This window comes from Spirosoma endbachense, assembly GCF_010233585.1.
Lineage (GTDB): Bacteria > Bacteroidota > Bacteroidia > Cytophagales > Spirosomataceae > Spirosoma > Spirosoma endbachense.
Window position 1 is genome coordinate 6762138 of sequence record NZ_CP045997.1, and the last position, 17143, is coordinate 6779280.

The 17143-nt window shown below is 48.6% G+C and carries 10 protein-coding genes; all 10 read right to left on the minus strand.

The annotated features are described in order from the left end of the window. Positions 1-4: 4 nt before the first annotated feature. Positions 5-2512: a glycosyl hydrolase 115 family protein gene (locus tag GJR95_RS27610; protein ID WP_162388928.1), complete on the minus strand. Its 2508-nt coding sequence runs from the start codon at positions 2510-2512 to the stop codon at positions 5-7. 156 nt (positions 2513-2668) lie between these two features. After that, positions 2669-3697 (minus strand): endo-1,4-beta-xylanase, encoded by a 1029-nt coding sequence (locus tag GJR95_RS27615; protein WP_232541297.1) that lies wholly within the window; start codon positions 3695-3697, stop codon positions 2669-2671. A gap of 85 nt (positions 3698-3782) precedes the next feature. Continuing rightward, positions 3783-5690 (minus strand): alpha/beta hydrolase-fold protein, encoded by a 1908-nt coding sequence (locus GJR95_RS27620; RefSeq protein WP_162391885.1) that lies wholly within the window; start codon positions 5688-5690, stop codon positions 3783-3785. Between the two features lie 126 nt (positions 5691-5816). After that, positions 5817-6935 carry an alpha/beta hydrolase-fold protein gene (locus tag GJR95_RS27625; protein WP_162388930.1) on the minus strand — a complete coding sequence of 373 codons (1119 nt, stop codon included), beginning with the start codon at positions 6933-6935 and terminating at the stop codon, positions 5817-5819. Between the two features lie 36 nt (positions 6936-6971). Then, positions 6972-8048 (minus strand): alpha/beta hydrolase, encoded by a 1077-nt coding sequence (locus tag GJR95_RS27630; protein ID WP_162388931.1) that lies wholly within the window; start codon positions 8046-8048, stop codon positions 6972-6974. An 8-nt stretch (positions 8049-8056) separates the two neighbouring features. Continuing rightward, positions 8057-9217 carry an alpha/beta hydrolase-fold protein gene (locus GJR95_RS27635; protein WP_394369966.1) on the minus strand — a complete coding sequence of 387 codons (1161 nt, stop codon included), beginning with the start codon at positions 9215-9217 and terminating at the stop codon, positions 8057-8059. A gap of 10 nt (positions 9218-9227) precedes the next feature. Further along, positions 9228-10751, minus strand: coding sequence for a glycoside hydrolase family 43 protein (locus tag GJR95_RS27640; protein WP_232541298.1), 1524 nt, complete (start codon positions 10749-10751; stop codon positions 9228-9230). 349 nt (positions 10752-11100) lie between these two features. Next, the gene (locus tag GJR95_RS27645) at positions 11101-13383 is read right to left on the minus strand and encodes a glycoside hydrolase family 127 protein (protein ID WP_162388933.1); all 2283 of its coding nucleotides are present in this window, start codon (positions 13381-13383) and stop codon (positions 11101-11103) included. 54 nt (positions 13384-13437) lie between these two features. Continuing rightward, complete coding sequence (locus GJR95_RS27650) at positions 13438-15120, minus strand: glycoside hydrolase family 43 protein (protein WP_162388934.1); 1683 nt, start codon at positions 15118-15120, stop codon at positions 13438-13440. A 194-nt stretch (positions 15121-15314) separates the two neighbouring features. Continuing rightward, positions 15315-17129, minus strand: coding sequence for a RagB/SusD family nutrient uptake outer membrane protein (locus GJR95_RS27655; protein WP_162388935.1), 1815 nt, complete (start codon positions 17127-17129; stop codon positions 15315-15317). Between the last annotated feature and the right edge of the window lie 14 nt (positions 17130-17143).

The window sequence follows — 17143 nt, forward strand, 5'->3', positions numbered from 1 at the left end:
TTGGTTATTGTTTTGCATTTTTCTTCAGGGTTGCTTCCGGTCCAAGATAGCTGTGCTCCAGACCACCGAAATCCAGTACCAGCTTTTGCAGAACGACGCAGGGACTGACCATCCAGAATTTCACCGTGTGCTTTCCGGATTGGGTAATTTTATGCGTACTGGATTTGATAATGATGTTCTCCGCCACCCATTTATTCCAGATGCCTTTGTCGCTGGTTTTATCCTCCTTGTTGAGGCTGATGGTCTGCGGTTGTTCATCATCCACCGAAATGGCATATTGCAGCCCGTTTTCATCCCTGAACAGATTTAACGTGGGCGAGCAATAGGCATTGATCGTAAACGCTCCCTGATTATCCGTAACGACATCGTACTGTAAGTGGGGTGAATTACCGCCTGGTTTCTGTTCGCTGGCCGTCACCGGGAAAGGTGTCATGGCCGAACCGGTTCGGCCATGATCTGGCAGGACTTTCCAGTTGATATTGTTTGTATTGACCGCTTTGGTGTACTGATCGGCGGCAATAGACATTCCCTGCCGGGTCGTCTGAACGGGAATAGCATTGCCCGCAACCGTTGAATCGGTCGAGATATACTGTACTACCGGCATTTTTTGCTGGTTAGGCTGTTGCCAGTACGTATAGCCGATATGAGTCTGGCTCATCAGGTGATTCCACTTACCATTGTTGAGTTGATGGTATTGCCGCGTGATCAGCGAATCGTTGGTGTACAGCTCTTTTACCTTATCAGCATACTGGTTGGTTTCTTTCTGTTTGTTACTATATGCCTGCTTATTCAGGGCTGCATAATAATACATCGCATTCAGGTTAGCGCAGGCTTTGATGGGATGCAGTACCAACTGAAAATAGGCGTCTTTATAGGCAGCCGGTAATCCGTCGTTTATTTCCTCCGCTTTTTTCAGAAGAGCCATATACTCATCAACTACTGCTTTCCATTCACCTGTGAGCAGGTTGTAGGTGTTGGCATCGAGCAGTTCGGGCTTCCTTCGGGAATTGTATTTTCCGTATTTCGCCAGCAGGAATGCAATGTCACTGGCGTGCTGCTTTCCAAACTGGTCAGCCGCCCAGTTTTCTGTATAGGCCATCAGCGCGTCGGCGTCGATTTTTTCGGGATTCCAGGCATAGTCGAGAAAGAAGGAGATCGGAAATTCCATGGGCTTGATGTCGCCCACATTCACAATCCAGATATCCCGAACCTTATATTCCCAGGCTAGGTGCATTTGTTCCCATATCCGGGGCAGTGGATTGGTATTCAGCCATTTGTAGTTTCGCGGACCACCCACGTAATCGAAGTGATAATAAATGCCATATCCGCCCTTTCGGGGCTTTTCATCCAGTCGGGGTAGTTTGCGAAGATTCCCCCAGTTGTCGTCGGAAAGCAGCAGCGTCACGTCGTCCGGAACCCGCATTCCTTTGTCATAGTACTCCTGTACCTCTTTATATAAGGCCCATAACTGTGGGGTTTCGGCCGCTGGTTTGCCCGTTACGTCGCGAATAATTTCCCGCTGATCGGCGACAATATGTTCCAGCAGCGCCGTAGCCGTTTCTCGCGACATGGGTGCGTCGCCATCTCCCCGCATGCCAATACTCACGATCTTTTCGTTGGTAGCTCTTTTGATACCGTCGCGCCAGAACTGTTTTAGCTTTTCCTGGTTGGTTTCATAATTCCATTGGCCACCGCCGACTCTCCGCCATTCGTCGTGTGCCCGCATCAGGGGTTCGTGGTGCGAGGTGCCAATGACCACCCCGTATTTATCGGCCGCTTTTATATTCAGCGAGTCATCCGCATAAAAAGCGTTGCCCCACATCGCTGGCCAGATGTAGTTGCCTTTCAGACGAAGAATCAGCTCAAAAAACTTCTCGTAGAATTTGTGGTTGAACCCGCCAAATTTTTCTTTGGTCCAGCCGGAAAGCGCCGGGGCTTCATCGTTAATGAATAAGCCGCGATATTTTACCTTCGGCGCAGCTGTCAGGCTAACATCGCTCTTAATGTAAATCTCCTTTCGTTTTTGAACGGGTACGTCTGCCCACCAATACCAGGGCGAAACGCCGAATTGTTTCGAGAGTTCGAATACGCCATAAGCCGCCCCCCGCCGATCAGTACCGGCCACGACCAGGGCTTGTTCTATATCCTGCGTGGGCTTGTGGATGATTTGCGTTAGTGAGGCTTCCCATTTCCCCTGGATGGCATTCGTGCTGATTTTTTTCTGCGAAGCCAGGTATTTCAGGAAAGAAGACTGCTGAATCGTACCGATGGCAATCACGTTTTTGCGAACCTGATCAATCGTAGTAACAATGGGTATCTTTTTCCCGGTAACCCGTTCAATGTCCTCCTGCAGGGCTGTTGCCGATGTTTTTACAAGTTCTGGTTCGCGGTTATCGACGTAGATCACCGCGTCAGTAACGGCAAAAGTGGATTTGTCAGAAAGGATGCTTTGCGCCCGGCCAGATACTGAAAAACAGAGGATTAAAAAGCCAGCAATCAGGTTTCGTATCATTTTGCCGTAATGTTAGGTAACTGTATTCTGTTTTCTTTTGGCGTAACAGACTGTCTGTAAGGGAGAAAATCCCGGATGTAGACAGTCGCTATTACTAGTCGGTTCGTTTACCGACTCATTCATTGGCAAGTGAGAGGGCTTGTTGACGGTCGTAGCTTAGAACTTCACTACGCTCTCATACGCTTTTTTGGGCTGTCCGTTCTGATCGAATAGCAACGGATAATCTTTGCGACCCGGAACCGGAAAATTGTCCAGCCAGGAATATTTGTCGGTCAGATTCCAGAACGTAACGCCCGTGATCTTGTCGCGGTGCTTGCGAAATACCTCGAACAGCATTTTGTAGTGGTCCGCCTGTTTGTCGTTCATGTCGGGTGTAAACTCGCTTTTGTCGGTATCGCGACGGGCCCGACGCTCGTGTTCTTTCGGGTAAACAGATACGTCAACTTCCGTGAACTGCACCTTTAAACCCAGGCTGGCAAACTTAGTGATCGACTCGTCAAGCTCCTGTTTAGTAGGCTCGTAGATAGACCAGTGAGCCTGTAAACCCACTCCGTTGATGGGAACTCCTTTTTCTTTGAGCTTCTTTAGTAATTGGTAGATCCGTTGCCGCTTCGATGCGTTTTCGGTATTGTAATCGTTGTAAAACAATTGCGCAGAGGGGTCGGCTTCATGGGCATACTGAAACGCCTTCTCGATATAGTCCTCCCCAATGATTTCGTAAAACTTCGTTTTACGATAAATGCCTGTACCTGTATCGGGAACAGCTTCGTTCACTACGTCCCAGGCATAGATCTTCCCTTTATATCGACCCATTACGTCGGTAATGTGCCGCTTCAGCCGGGCCAGCAGCAGGTCCCGACTCACGGTTTTACCCGTTGAGTCGGTAAAAAACCAGCGTGGTGTCTGGTTGTGCCAGCAAAGCGTGTGGCCCCGCAGCTTGATCTTATTCTGCTGGGCAAAGTCGGCGATGGCGTCGGCATCATTCCAGTAATAGCGGTTCTCTTCCGGATGAATGGGCCCCATTTTCATCGCATTTTCGGGCGTCATGCTGTTAAACTGGGCTTTAATCAACTCGGCATCCGGCCCAGGTTGCACCATACGCGGGTTGACGGCCACCCCGATGGGAAAATAGTTTTTATAAGCTTCTTTTAAGGTAGGCTGAGCCATGTGGTAACCTGGCTCCATCGTTGCTCCTGTAGCGATCAAGCCACCCAGCAATACCGTTAATCCTGTTAATTTTTTCATAATTCGTTAGGGTAAAGGGCTTCTATTACTTAAACAGCAACTGTGAAAACGCAAACAAATCGTGCCGCCAAACCGGCCAGGTGTGACCGCCAGTATATTCGCTGTACTGGTATTTAACGCCCATTTCGTCAAACTTTTTCATCATGATCTGACAATTCTGATAGGCAATATCTTCTTTACCACCCATCGAAATCCAGAGTTGTTTCAGGTTGTTATTGATGGAACTGGCATTGGTTTTCATGAATTCATACTGCGGCTCAGTCAGCTTGGGGTTATTGGCGAACCAGCCCGAACTAAACACGCCCAGATACGAGAACATAGGCGTATTCTTCATACCCGCATAAAGCGTTTGTAGGCCACCCATTGACAAGCCCGCCAGGGCCCGGCTTTTTGCATCGGTTGCTACCCGGAAACTGCTTTCGACAAATGGTATAGCGCCCTGCTTCAATTCGTTTTCAAAAGCGCGTAGTACATTCTCGTTAAAACCGGCCAGTCCTGCGTTACTCACATTGCCGTCGAGCATGACGATCAGCATCGGTTTTGCTTTGTTTTCGGCAATCAGGTTATCCAGAATCAGGTCCGTTTTGCCCTGCGTAGCCCATCCGGTCTGGTCTTCGCCACCGCCATGCAAGAGATACAATACGGGGTATTTTTCGGTCGACTGATCATAGCCCGGCGGGGTATAGACGTACATCTCACGCCAGGTGTTCGAGGCTTTTGACAGGTAGCGTTTGATTCGGATGTCGCCGTGGGGGACGTCTTTCATGGCATAAAAGCCACCGTCTTTGTCTGGAATTTCAATGCCACTGGCCATCCGTCCCATCCCGTAAAATGTTTCACTGGCCGGGTCGGCAACGGGCAGGCCATCGATCAGTAGCGAATAATAATGAAAGCCCCGGCTGATCGAATCGGTCGTAATGGTCCAGAATCCGGCTGTATCTTTCACCATTTCGTATTTTTTGCCCAGATCGATCTGGACCTTGTGCGCATCGGGTGCTTTCACCCGAAACACAACACGATTGTCTGGTAAAATCTGGGGGTATTTCGCTGAGCGGATGTTGGTAGCAGCCGGAGTGCCCAGTACTGTATATCTGGTGAGTGATGAACCATCAACCGGCTTGAAAAGAAACTGGGAAAACATATACAGCCCGTTTTTCCAGACTTTAAAATCATGCACGCCTGGTTCAACGTAGTAAATATGCGGTACATTTTTCTCGTATAGGTAATCGTGCGTGCGCTTGCTGAACGTAAGCAATCCGTCGTTATCCCCGCAGGAAATCCAGAGTAGTTTCAGCTTCTTTCTGGCATCTTCGGGGTTTGGAACCAGTTCTTCGGGCCGTTTGGTGTTGGGAGCTGACGAGAAGCCACCCACCCAGGCAAATTTGTCGAGATTGCCCAATCCGAAATTCAGGGATTGGCCACCGCCCATCGACAACCCAGCAATGGCCCGATGTTCCCGATCAGTCAATGCCGGATATTTCTTTTCAATAAACGGAATTAGGTCGTTGAGTAGATCTTTCTCGAACGTAGCAAAAGCCTCGACTTTATCTTTGTCGAATATATTGCCAACCGCGCGGTCGTCTTTCATGGCCCGCCCATTGGGCATCACGACAATCATGGGTTGTAGTTTACCCTCAGCATAGAGATTGTCCAGAATTACCTGTGGAGTACCTCCTTTAAGCCATTCCTTTTCATCACCACCGATGCCGTGCAGTAGATACAGTATTGGGTATTTTTGCTTTTTGGAATAACCCGGTGGAGTATATACCAGGGCTTTCCGTTTGGTACCCACCGTTTTCGAATCGTACTGAACGGAGTCAAGTTTTCCCTGAGCAATACCCGTTCGTGGTTGGTCGAAGCCTTTGGGTGCTTCTTTTTCAATGGTTTGCGCATAGGCCGTTGACCCCATCAACATGGCAACGGCAATGGCCATATACGCCCCTTTCGGGAATACACTATTTTTCATGTTGTAGACAAGCATTTAGGCTTCGAATCAACTAATACACTAACAGTCAGAATATTACTCATGAAATGCATGAGACTATCATTGCTATTTTCATTATTTAAACAGCAACGGCGCAAGCTCATGCAAACTGCGACGCCAGGTCAGAAACTCGTGTGCTGTTTTCTCGGAAACATACGAAACCGCATTGTAGCCAGCGGCTTTTAAGTCGGTAGCGGCTTTCGTTACACCATCTGGTTTTTCTTTACTACCGCAGCTAATAAAAATGAGCTTTGCCTTTGGCTTATCCTTGAGGTCGTCGGGTGAGTAGACTCCACCACTGAGCAAGCCGTAATACCCAAAAGCTTCCGGTTTATTGACGGTAATCATTTTGGTTTCCATGCCACCCATCGATAGGCCTGCCATAGCCCGATTGTCTCTGTTGGTCAGTGTGCGAAAATTGGCATCCACATACGGAATTAATTCGTCGACCAGAACCGTCTGGAAGGGGTCGATCTTGAACTCTCTTATCTTACCAAATTTCACCTCGTTGGTCATACCGTAGGTCATCACAATAAGAAAGGGCTTGCTTTTGCCTTCAGCGATCAGGTTATCCATAATCAGATTAGCGTGTCCCTGATTACTCCAGGCCGTTTCATCCTCTCCCCAACCATGCTGTAGGTATAGCACCGGATATTTTTTCGATTTATCCTTCTCATAGCCTGGCGGGGTGTAAACAAAAGCCCGGCGTGATGTATTGGTGCTTTTGGAGGGGAAAAGAATCTGCTGCACATTACCGTGAGGAACATCCTTCAGGGCGTAGAAGTCCTGATCGTGAGCGGGGATTTCAATACCGCTTTCCCACCGAACGGAACCGTAGTAATTTAAAGCGCCGGGGTCATTGAAGGTGCCTCCATCAATGGTCAGGTGGTAGTAATGGAATCCTTCGTCCATCGGCCCTTCTGTGGTGCCTGTCCAGAATCCATCGGCTCCTTTTGTGAGCTTTGTCCCTCCCCTTCCGCCCAGTCCCAGGCTCACCTTAACACTATCGGCCTGGGGGGCTTTTATACGGAATCGAGCATAACCCTGGGAGTTTACCTGAGGGTATTCCTGCCCCGGCTGATTTAACGTGGATGGTTTGAAATCCTCCACTACCGCCGTTTGGTTTGTCTGCGAAAAACACGTCGCACTTGTCAAAGCGACTGTGAACAGAAGAGCTATAATCTTACGAGTCATTTTGTTATTGGTTTAGGGGCGAAAAAAGGAGACGTATTACTTAAAAAGCTGCTGCAACGTATTGGCGAAATAAAGCCTGCAGTTCATCCAGGTATGACCACCGGGTACGATCAGCGTATCCAGCTTCAGGTTCTTTCCTTTGAACATGGCAATGTTTTGTTTGACAGGCTCATACAGAAAATCGTCGGTGCCAACGCTGATGGTAAATGCCGCCAGTTGTTTATTCATCTGTTCAGCATTGGGATTCCAGTCGGTGAAGTTTTTTTTAAACTCGTCGGTAGCCGTATAGGGCGCATACGCACACACATACGCAAACTTGTCGGGGTTCGTCAGGCCGATATTGAGCGTTTGCCCGCCACCTACTGAAAAGCCCGCAACGGCCCGGTATCTGCTATCGGCTATAACGGGGTAATTTGTTTGCATAAACTGGATAATGTCATTCACCATGTCTTTAGTGAAGTCGGACATGGGCGCAGGACGTACATTGCCGTAGGGCATTACGATCAGCATGGGTTTCGCCTTACCCTGAGCGATTAAATTGTCGGCGATGAAGTTGGCCCGCCCTACTTTGGTCCAGGTTTCTTCCGTATCCGAACCGCCGTGAATCAGGTACAGCACCGGGTATTTTGTCTTACTATTGGGATTGAAACCGGGTGGCGTATAGATCAATAAGGGGCGAGTCTGGCCCAGGGTAGCAGATTTGTAATAGCGATAGCTGATTTTTCCGTGCGCTACATTTTGCAGTGAATGAATCAGCGGCTGGTCGCCCGGAACGTCGACAATGCTCCGTTTGAAGCGTTCGTTGGCAAAGACGTACGTATTGTTCGGGTCGGCGAGCTGAACACTATCGACCGAAAAGCTATACGGATAGATGTCGGGCTTCACGGGAGGCACTGTAACACTCCAGATCCCCGACGTATCTTTGGTCATGGCTACTGGAGCCGTTAAAAATTCGCCGTTCATCGTAACCTTTTTAGCAGTCCGGGAATAGTATCGGAACGTGATGCTGTGGTCGGGATGCACATCGGGGGAACTGATGGAAGGCGGCCGCTGCGCAACAATCGTAAGAGTCGAACAAAGCAGGGCCGACAGGAGATATAGGGTATTTTTCATGAGCAGGCTTATTGGAAAAGTAGCGGTGCGGTTTCGGCCAGGTATTTTTTGACATTCATCCAGGTATGGCCCCCGTCGGTAATCAGGCTTTTGAAGGTCACGTTTTTCGCTTTCAGGTAGTCCATAAATTCGACGGTGCCCTTGTAGAGGAAGTCGTCACTACCCACACTCACCCACAGCAATTTCAACTGTTTATTAGTGGCTTCGGGCTTAGCGCCAATCTGACTAAAGCTCTTGTCCATTTCGGTAGGCGACAGATACGAACTGTAGCTACATACCCAGGCAAACTTGTCCATATTGCCCAAAGCTGCCCGAAGCGTCTGCCCTCCTCCGCGCGAAAATCCACCAATGGCCCGGCTTTCCCGATTAGCAATAGCCCGGTAGTTCTTTTCAGTATAGGGTATCACATTGGTCAGCAAATCGATCTCGAAGGCTTTGGCCCTACTTATAGCATCGGCTCCATCGCGTACTGTCGGGTCAGCGGGTTTGGTTCCCCCTTTTTGTTCGGCTACCCTGGCTGCGATATTGCCGTAGGGCATCACAATGATCATAGGCTTTGCTTTTCCTGCGGCAATCAGATTGTCGAGAATCAGGTTGGTATGGCCCACTTTAAAGAAGGTTTCCTCGGTATCGGTCGTACCGCTGATGAGGTAAAAAACCGGGTATTTCTTTGCCGGACTTTTATCGTATCCGGGTGGCGTATAAACGACGAGCGACCCCGTAGTGCCTTCAGCAGACGGGTAATATTCGTAATTGATACTTCCATGTGGCACATCCTGCATGGCGTGAACCAACGGCGTATCGCCAGGAATATCGGCTAAACTGGCTTTAAACCGCTCATTGGGGAAAAACGCTACATTGGCCGGGTCCATGACCGTAACTCCATCGACCTGAAAGCTGTACGGATAAATATCGGGTTTAACTGGCCCCACTGTTACGCTCCAGATACCTTGCCCATCTTTAGTCATGAGTACCGGCGCTTTCTCGAATTGCGCACTCAGCTTTACTTCTTTAGCCGATGGAGCCAGATAACGAAACGTTACGGTTTTATCAGCGTTTACCTGGGGCGATACTACCAGTGGTCCTCTCGGTGGCTGCGCGGTAGCTATACCGAAAAGGCACAGCACTGACCAAACAGCCAGCATACAGACAGTTAAAAATTGATTCATGGTTTAGGGATTAGCTATCAGAAATTTTATCATGGATACGGAAATAATCGAAGTCAGCAAAACCGCCCACCGTCTGGGTCGCGAAGTTGAACAGCCCAAAGCGATACCCCATAAAGTGTGGGATGGTATAAGGCATTTTTAAGGGTTCGCCAATGCCTGTCCAGGTTTTACCATCCATACTGTAAAAGAAAGTTGCGGTGTCTTTACGGTCGTTGAAATTACAGGCTGCTTTCAGGTAGACTATCTTTTTGGTAAGCGGAATGCGTTGAATCTCAACCGGTTTCCCGGAACTGGCACTCACCATGACAATCGATTGGGTACCATTGTCAATTTTTACGCCTACGAACCCGTAGTTCTTTTGCAGGAGGCTCAAACCGGCCAGGTCTCCCTCTTTCATGTTCGATACATCAAGCCTTGTAGATCCTGCGCAATCGGGGCCAATGGTACGTTGTGTTAACGTATTTCGAGCCAGCACAAACGACGTATCGATACGTCCCGTTTTCAGTCGTAAATGGCCTTTTCGGTCGTTAACCGACCAGAGTGTATTGTCAGGATTATGATTCCACTGCCATACCAGCGGCAATGCAGGCTCACCTTTTTTACGGGTAAATTCGTCGGAAGCAACAATGCCCGGAAGTAAACTTTTGTTAGCAGGCAGATTCAGTGTTTCCGGAACTTTGCCCTTAACACCCAATACCGGCCAGCCATTTTCCCAGTTGATGGGAACCATATAAGGGATACGGCCCACGCCACCAAAATCGCGGAAAAGATAAGCATACCAGTTTCCATCGGGCGTATCGATCAGTCCGCCTTGGGCTACTCCTAAATCCTGCAACGCAATCCCGCCTTCGTATGGCCCCGTAATTTTATCGGCCCGGTGAATGACAACTGTTCGCATACCCCCTTTGGGCCAGGTGATATTAAACAGGTAGTATTTGCCATTCACCTTAAAGAGCTGTGATCCTTCGGCGGGCAGGCCGCCTGTAGTGCCCGAGGGCGTACTGGCATTTTCAATGATGACCTGTTCGGTTGTGCCGGGTTTTACGTCGGAGGCATCGGTGGTTAGTTCAACTAATTTGAGTTTGCCCGCTCCATAAATCATATATACCCGATCGTCATCATCAAAAAACAAGCTATGATCGTGATAAGCCGGTTTAAACGAATGCGCTATCCAGGGGCCTTTTTCGATGTCTTTCGTAGTGTAGATATAGGTTTTGCCGGTTGTCTGGGCAAACGTGGTTACGTAGTATGTGCCGTTGTGATAACGTAAACTACTGGCCCATGAACCTCTTCCGTAGGTGCTTCTGCCATTGTTGAGCGTTAAAGCATCGACAGTAGCCAGCGTATCGTAGGCATAACCAACCAGTTGCCAGTTCACCAGATCTTTCGATTTCATAATGGGCAGGCCCGGACTCAGGTGCATGGTTGTACTGCTCATATAGTAAGTATTACCTACCCGGATCATGGCCATATCGGGTACATCAGCGAAAATGATCGGGTTATGGGCGGTCTGGGCGATTGATGAGCATGGCATCAGATAAAGACCTATTGCCAGTCGACAAAATCGTAAGAAAAGGATTTTCATCTGGGGTAAAATCATCTGCCTGTGTCTCATTTATACAAACTCAATAGATTGTGATGTCGGGGTGTTGCCTTGGTGTCGGGTTCTCAAACCCGACACGATTGCTGGCGCGAACTGTCTGGTTTGAGAACCTGACAGCACGACGACAAACGATGTCAGGCGGCTCAATTAGTTCTATAAAATTTCCATCAGGACCTTTTACACACAGAAAATTTCAATACAACATCCGTTCTACTTGTGTCTCCTGAACACAATTCAACTGAGTCATTCTCGTTCGCTGTTTGAAGAGGATCATCCCTTACTACTTCACAAGTCTGATTTGATAAAAGCGCGGTGTCTGCTTCCCTTCTTTTGCAATAACCTTTACAGTAATCACCTGATTATCATCTACCTTCAAGACAATTTCTTTATTTTCCATCGAAACGATCTCAGCGGGTTTGTCATTGATCAGAATGATCAGATTATCGGCCTTGATAGCATCTAATGTACTGATTTCTATGGATTTACCTGACAGGTTTTTGTTCTGCAACTGGTACGAAATATAGGAACGCGTGTTCCGCCAGAAATAACCGTCTTCATCGTAGCCGGACTCGCTTTTTTCGCCTTTATACAGGTGATCGACCTCAGGTTGCTGCTCGCCACAGGAAACCTTATCAACCGTTTTCGCATCGACGGCTAATGCATCGGCTTCCTGTTGTTTCAGCTTCGCCTTCAGGTCGTCGAAGGCCGTCTGTGTAAACGTCTGAAAATACATCTGATAGCGGGCTTCATGGATCTCGTAAAAGGGTTGCAGCGTCAGCGAATCCATCCTGAATTTCAGCTGGCTGAGTGGCTTTATGTTCGACGTGTACGTATCGGGGGTTCCAATCAGCGCATAGGCATCATTGATAGGGTATAATTTGCCCTTCGTTTCGTGGCCCATGCGGCTATCATCAGCAAAAAGTCCGTCCAGATCGGTTGTTGATGTTTTAGCGGCCAGCACAATAGGACCATGCACAAAAGCGGCCCAGTTAGAACCATCGGGCAAATACTCCAGATGAGTCGACGTCGTGAAGCGTACCGTAAGCTTATCGCCCTTCTGCCATTTTCTGTTGATGGCGATATACTGTTTTGATTTACCATCAACTTTTTGGGCCTTCCCATTGACCAGAATAGCAAGATTTTCGGCCCATTTCGGATAGCGGATATTCACCGAAAATAGCTGAGGTTTAGTCAGTTTAATTTCCAGTTCGGATTCGTTTTTGTAGGGAAATTCGGTCTTCTGAACGAGTTGAACCTGCCTGTCTTTCCAGTTTAGCGTAGATGGAATAAACAGATTGACAAAGAGATCATTTGCGGAATGGCTATAGATCAACTCGCCATACTTGGAGTGATTTTCCAGCCCCGAACCTACGCAACACCACATGCTGGTTTCCGGCTGTGAATACACCCGATAGTGATTGGGGCGAATGGGCGTGAAATAAACAAATCCACCTTTTTCGGGGTGCTGCGTCGACAGGATATGGTTGTAGAGCGTCCGTTCGTAAAAAGCCAGGTAGCCCGGATCGGCCTTATCCAGAAACAACGCTTTGCTCAATCGTAGCATGTTAAACGAATTGCAGGTTTCGGGGCCCTGGTTCGACTTGACCATACGGCTGAAATCGGTTGTCGGGTTGAAATGCTCACGCACACTGTTACCACCGAATGCGACACTACGATTCTGCGAAACAGTCTGCCAGAAAAACTGAGCGGCATCCGACCAGTCTGCCTTCCCCGAAAGAGTGGCAATTTTCTCAAAGCCAATCACTTTCGGTATCTGCGTGTTGGCATGAAGACCCGTCAGTTTATCCTGTTTTTCGAGCAGCGGATTCAGCAGTGAGCGATGCGATAGTTTCTGCGCGGTTTCGAGGTACTTTTTGTCATTGGTCAGGCTGTATAAATCGGCAAAAGTTTCGTTGATGCCACCATGTTCCGTGCGAAGTACCTGCTGGATCTGATCGTCGGAAAGGGGTTTGATGAGGTCGATAAACCAATCGCCCAATCCGATCAATACCTGTCTTGCCTGTTGGTTACCGGCGTATTCGTACGCATCACGTAAGCCCGCAAAGAGCTTATGGATATTGTAAAGAGGTACCCACGTATTGTTTAACCCGAAGCTGCTTCCATCAATATCGCCTTTATGGATTCGCTCCCAAAACAGTTTCCCCTGTGGAATCCCGCCCACATATCCATTCCCGTTTTTGGCCTGGCAACGGGCCAACTCGGAAATCATGTAATCCAGCCGTTTTTTGAGTTCAGAATGCCCCGTAGCAGCATACATCATGGCCAATGCCGACAGATAATGGCCGCCGATATGCCCATCTAACCCTGAACTTTCCCAATTCCCATACCGATTGGCCTTAAGGGGTAACCCCGCATCGATCCGATAGGGCGCAAGGAGTTTATCTGGGTTCAGGGCCAGGATATAGTTGAGGTCAACGTCCTGCGCATTCTTAAACGGCCCACTCGTTAGCTTCACGTCCTGCAAGGAAAATGGCTGCATCTGCGCCAATCCCGAAAAGCTGACCAGAAGAAGGACTAGGATATGTAATACGTTCGTTTTCAACGGAAAATCTTCGTTTGCTAGTAACTGATACGCATTGGATTCCGGGAAGGACGTTTACTTTTTAAACATGGGGTCATTGCCCTGGTATTTCAGCAATTGGAAAGAAGCAGAACTGGACGTTGCCTCACCGGACGATGTAGCATACATACCGTATAGACACCCGACAAATCCTCCCGCCACTTTGGTACTCAGGAATTTAGCATCGACTTTATCTTTCAGAAGCTGCCAGTTTTTCGTGTCGGTCGATACGTAAAAACTGTACGTATCGCCCTGCGATTTAATGCGTAGACCGACTTTTTCTGATTTCGAATCCAGCTTAACCTCAGTCAGTAATTCCATTGCCTTTTCTTTGGGAACGCTCCTGTATAGCTGAAGAACATCGTTCCCCTGCGACTGTGATTGGCACAGGAAATAGAAATGGCTTTCGTCCTGAAAAACAACCAGCCCCGCCTTTTCCTTCTCTGATTTTGGAGTAAAAGCCAGTTCTGTTTCAGTTGTACTGTAGAGATGCTGCTGACGCTTCCCGATGAAAGCCGGATTACCCATTTCCATGATGGTTTCGGGCTTCAGTTTCAGCGTCAGCCCCTGTTTTTTCGACAGCGAGTACGAGCTTTTGTCAATCGTCCGCATAAACAGAAGGGCAGGATCAAGCTCCTTATCGAAGAGTATGGTGTATGCAAAATTACCAGCTTGCGGGAGTGCGTTTTTCTGCTTTACCTCTTTGTAGCTAACTGGGTATGAATACTTTATCTCTTTGCTGTCGGGATTAATAATTGGCCATTCATCTTTCCAGTCAACGGGTGCGATAAACGTTTCGCGACCTGTATTGTAGTAATCGCCTTCGTAAGGTCTGACAGCCAGGAAAATGGCATACATTTTTCCATCGGGGCCTTCTACAAACTGCGCGTGTCCCGCCGAGGTAATGGGGTCTTTTCGATCATCGGGAAGACCCTTTTGCGTCAGAATAGGATTATGTTCGTAGGGAACGTAAGGTCCCCAAACCTCTTTGCTTCGAAACACCACTTCCGAGTGGTTGACTGACGTACCTCCTTCGGCTGCGTACAGATAGTACCAGCCATTCTTTTTCAGGATATGCGGCCCTTCAATCCAGACGGGCTTTTTGGCAATATCGACCCCACCGTTAACCAATTGTTTTTCTTCGCCTATCACGTTTAAACTAACCGGGTCGAACTCATACATTCGGATGGTTCGATGCCCCGAATACAACGGTTTACGGTCGGGGGCATCGCTGTTATAAAGAATATAAGCTTTATTACTCTCTTCATCAAAAAACAGTGACGGATCAATGCCGTGCACCTGAGGAAGTTTAACGGGGTTACTCCACGGACCGGCGGGATTTTTGGCCGTGACAACGAAATTTCCATCGTGGTCAATGTCGGTGCAGGTAACGTAGAACGTTCCTCTAAAATAGCTGATGGCGGGTGCAAAAAGGCCCCTTGTCATCCGCTCGCCCATAAAATCCAGTTGTTCAGGCCGGTCGATCACATTCCCGATCTGCTTCCAGTTTTTCAAATCCCGGCTGTGCATGACAGGAATGCCGGGGAAGTAGGAAAAGGTCGAATTAATCAGGTAGTAATCCGGCCCAGCCTTCACGATACTCGGGTCAGGATAGAAGCCCGTTAGAATGGGATTGATCAAGGTAGTCTGAGCAAAGCCTGTATTGCTCAAAACCAGAGAAAATGCAAAAAAAACAAAAGAGAAAAGGTATTTTCTCATAATGATTGCCATAAATTACATTAGCTTATCCGGCCATATTGTTCTACTGCCTTCCAGAACCAGCCGGCATGAAAAGTAATCAGATGATAAGTTTTTCTGACTTGCTTACTAACCGTCATTTATACCTGACCACTGTCTTACCGGAACTGATGAAAGACCTTGGTCAGGTATAAATAGGTTCGTGAGTATTCCGGTTAATAACCAGGATTTTGCGGGAACTTCGGCCCCTCAACTACCCTGTCGATTTGTGATTGCGGAATGGGTCTCAGCATATGGAAATCCTGTATGTAGGTCGCGGCCTCAGGATTCCAGGCTTTCACCCGACGGACCAGTGAACGGGTGCGGACCAGATCATGCCACCGTTGCCATTCACCGAACAATTCGCGGGTACGCTCATCCAGAATAAAGTCTACGGTTACGTCGGCCGTAGTAATAGCCATAGCCGTTGCAGCGGCTGCATTTTGAGCGGCCGTATTGGTTTTCCGGAAAGCGGACCGTTGTCTGACCGTGTTCAGTAGCGCAACTGCTTTGGTGGCATCACCTGCTTTCAGGTAGGCTTCGGCACCGGTCAGGTACACATCCGAAAAGCGGTACAGGATACAGGGTCTTGTCGATGGGTCGTTAAAGTTCGCGCCCCGGCTGGGGTCCATGAATTTCTTCAGGGACGGAAAAATCCCATTATCCCATAAGCTCGGCGGCACAACAAGCCCTTTAAACGGTCTTGTACCAATGAATTGTGGTGCACCTTCTACTTCAAAATCGGGCATCCAAACGGCGGTATCTGCTCCCACAACGGTTGTATAGCTGATTCCCCGTTTGTTATTGGCAGCCGTGGCCGTATTGGTAACAGAGGTATTGGAAATATAAACCGTATAGAACGAGTTTATAAATCGGGAATCGGCATTCCGGTTCGTAAAGGCCTGATCCAGGAAATAGTTCTTACCGGCATTGGCCCCCGAAGGCCACTTGTAGCTGTTTGGCCGCATCCGAACATAGGGGCGTCCATATTGCGAATCCCGAATCATCAACGAGGTACCACTATTAACATAAGCTCCCGCAGCACTTTTGAAGGAGTTGACACCGCTATTGTTGGGATAATTCCAGGTGGTAAACCAGGGCGTCAGATTATTGGCCGCGCCCCCGCTTTCTCCGGATCCAACCTTGTAGTAGCCGTATTTTGCATCGAGCATGTGGTCACTGACAAACATGGTTTCTTTGCCATAGTCGTTGGCAGGAACGAATGCATCGCCATAGTCCTGCCATAAATCAAGACCATAGGTGGATTTGTTGGCAATGATGTCGGCGCAAAGAGAAGCCGCCTGCGTGAAATCAGCCGCCGTATTATTGAGCCATCCACGGGTTAAATATGCCTTTGCCAGCAGCAACTGAGCCACGGGTTTGGTGGCCGCTTTCCCCAAAAATGGTGCGGTGGGCTGGTTAGGCAGATCAGCAGCGGCTTCGGTCAAATCTTTGATAATCTGTTCGTAAACCTGTGCTACCGGCTGGCGGGAAGCCGCTTGCGAAGGCACCGTTATAAACTCCGTGTTGAGCGGAACATCACCCCAGGTCTGTACCAGATAAAAGTACCAGAACCCACGCAGAAACTTGGCCTGGGCCAGATATTGTTTTCGGGTAGCTTCCGGCAAATCAATCGTTTGTCCGTATTTAAGTACGCCGTTCAGGGTATTAATATCCTGAAAAGCGATGCCCCAGGCCGAGCCAAAATTACTCCCGTTCAAACCGTTATAGGTGTAAGCCGATCCGCCCCCCGAGCTGGCGCCCTGCAAAAATTCATCCGTTCCTGCCTGCATTTCAACGGTGAACCCTTCAGTGCCCCACTGACCCCGGATATCGTTGTATACGCCGGCAATTCCGCCTAAAACGCCAGATGGGCTATTGAAGTAAGACGGAACGATTTGTGATTGTGGGTTCTCCTGTAATATTTTTTCGCAGCCAGCGCTAAGCAATGCTGTAAGACTAAGTATAGCCCAGACTTTCAGTGTTTTCATGATTCTATCGACGG

What these genes read in the sequence shown, in the direction of transcription:
- GJR95_RS27610 (WP_162388928.1), bottom strand. Translation starts at nt 2,512, where the DNA reads ATGATACGAAACCTGATTGCTGGCTTTTTAATCCTCTGTTTTTCAGTA.
- GJR95_RS27615 (WP_232541297.1), bottom strand. Translation starts at nt 3,697, where the DNA reads ATGGAGCCAGGTTACCACATGGCTCAGCCTACCTTAAAAGAAGCTTAT.
- GJR95_RS27620 (WP_162391885.1), bottom strand. Translation starts at nt 5,690, where the DNA reads ATGGCCATTGCCGTTGCCATGTTGATGGGGTCAACGGCCTATGCGCAA.
- GJR95_RS27625 (WP_162388930.1), bottom strand. Translation starts at nt 6,935, where the DNA reads ATGACTCGTAAGATTATAGCTCTTCTGTTCACAGTCGCTTTGACAAGT.
- GJR95_RS27630 (WP_162388931.1), bottom strand. Translation starts at nt 8,048, where the DNA reads ATGAAAAATACCCTATATCTCCTGTCGGCCCTGCTTTGTTCGACTCTT.
- GJR95_RS27635 (WP_394369966.1), bottom strand. Translation starts at nt 9,217, where the DNA reads ATGAATCAATTTTTAACTGTCTGTATGCTGGCTGTTTGGTCAGTGCTG.
- GJR95_RS27640 (WP_232541298.1), bottom strand. Translation starts at nt 10,751, where the DNA reads ATGCCATGCTCATCAATCGCCCAGACCGCCCATAACCCGATCATTTTC.
- GJR95_RS27650 (WP_162388934.1), bottom strand. Translation starts at nt 15,120, where the DNA reads ATGAGAAAATACCTTTTCTCTTTTGTTTTTTTTGCATTTTCTCTGGTT.
- GJR95_RS27655 (WP_162388935.1), bottom strand. Translation starts at nt 17,129, where the DNA reads ATGAAAACACTGAAAGTCTGGGCTATACTTAGTCTTACAGCATTGCTT.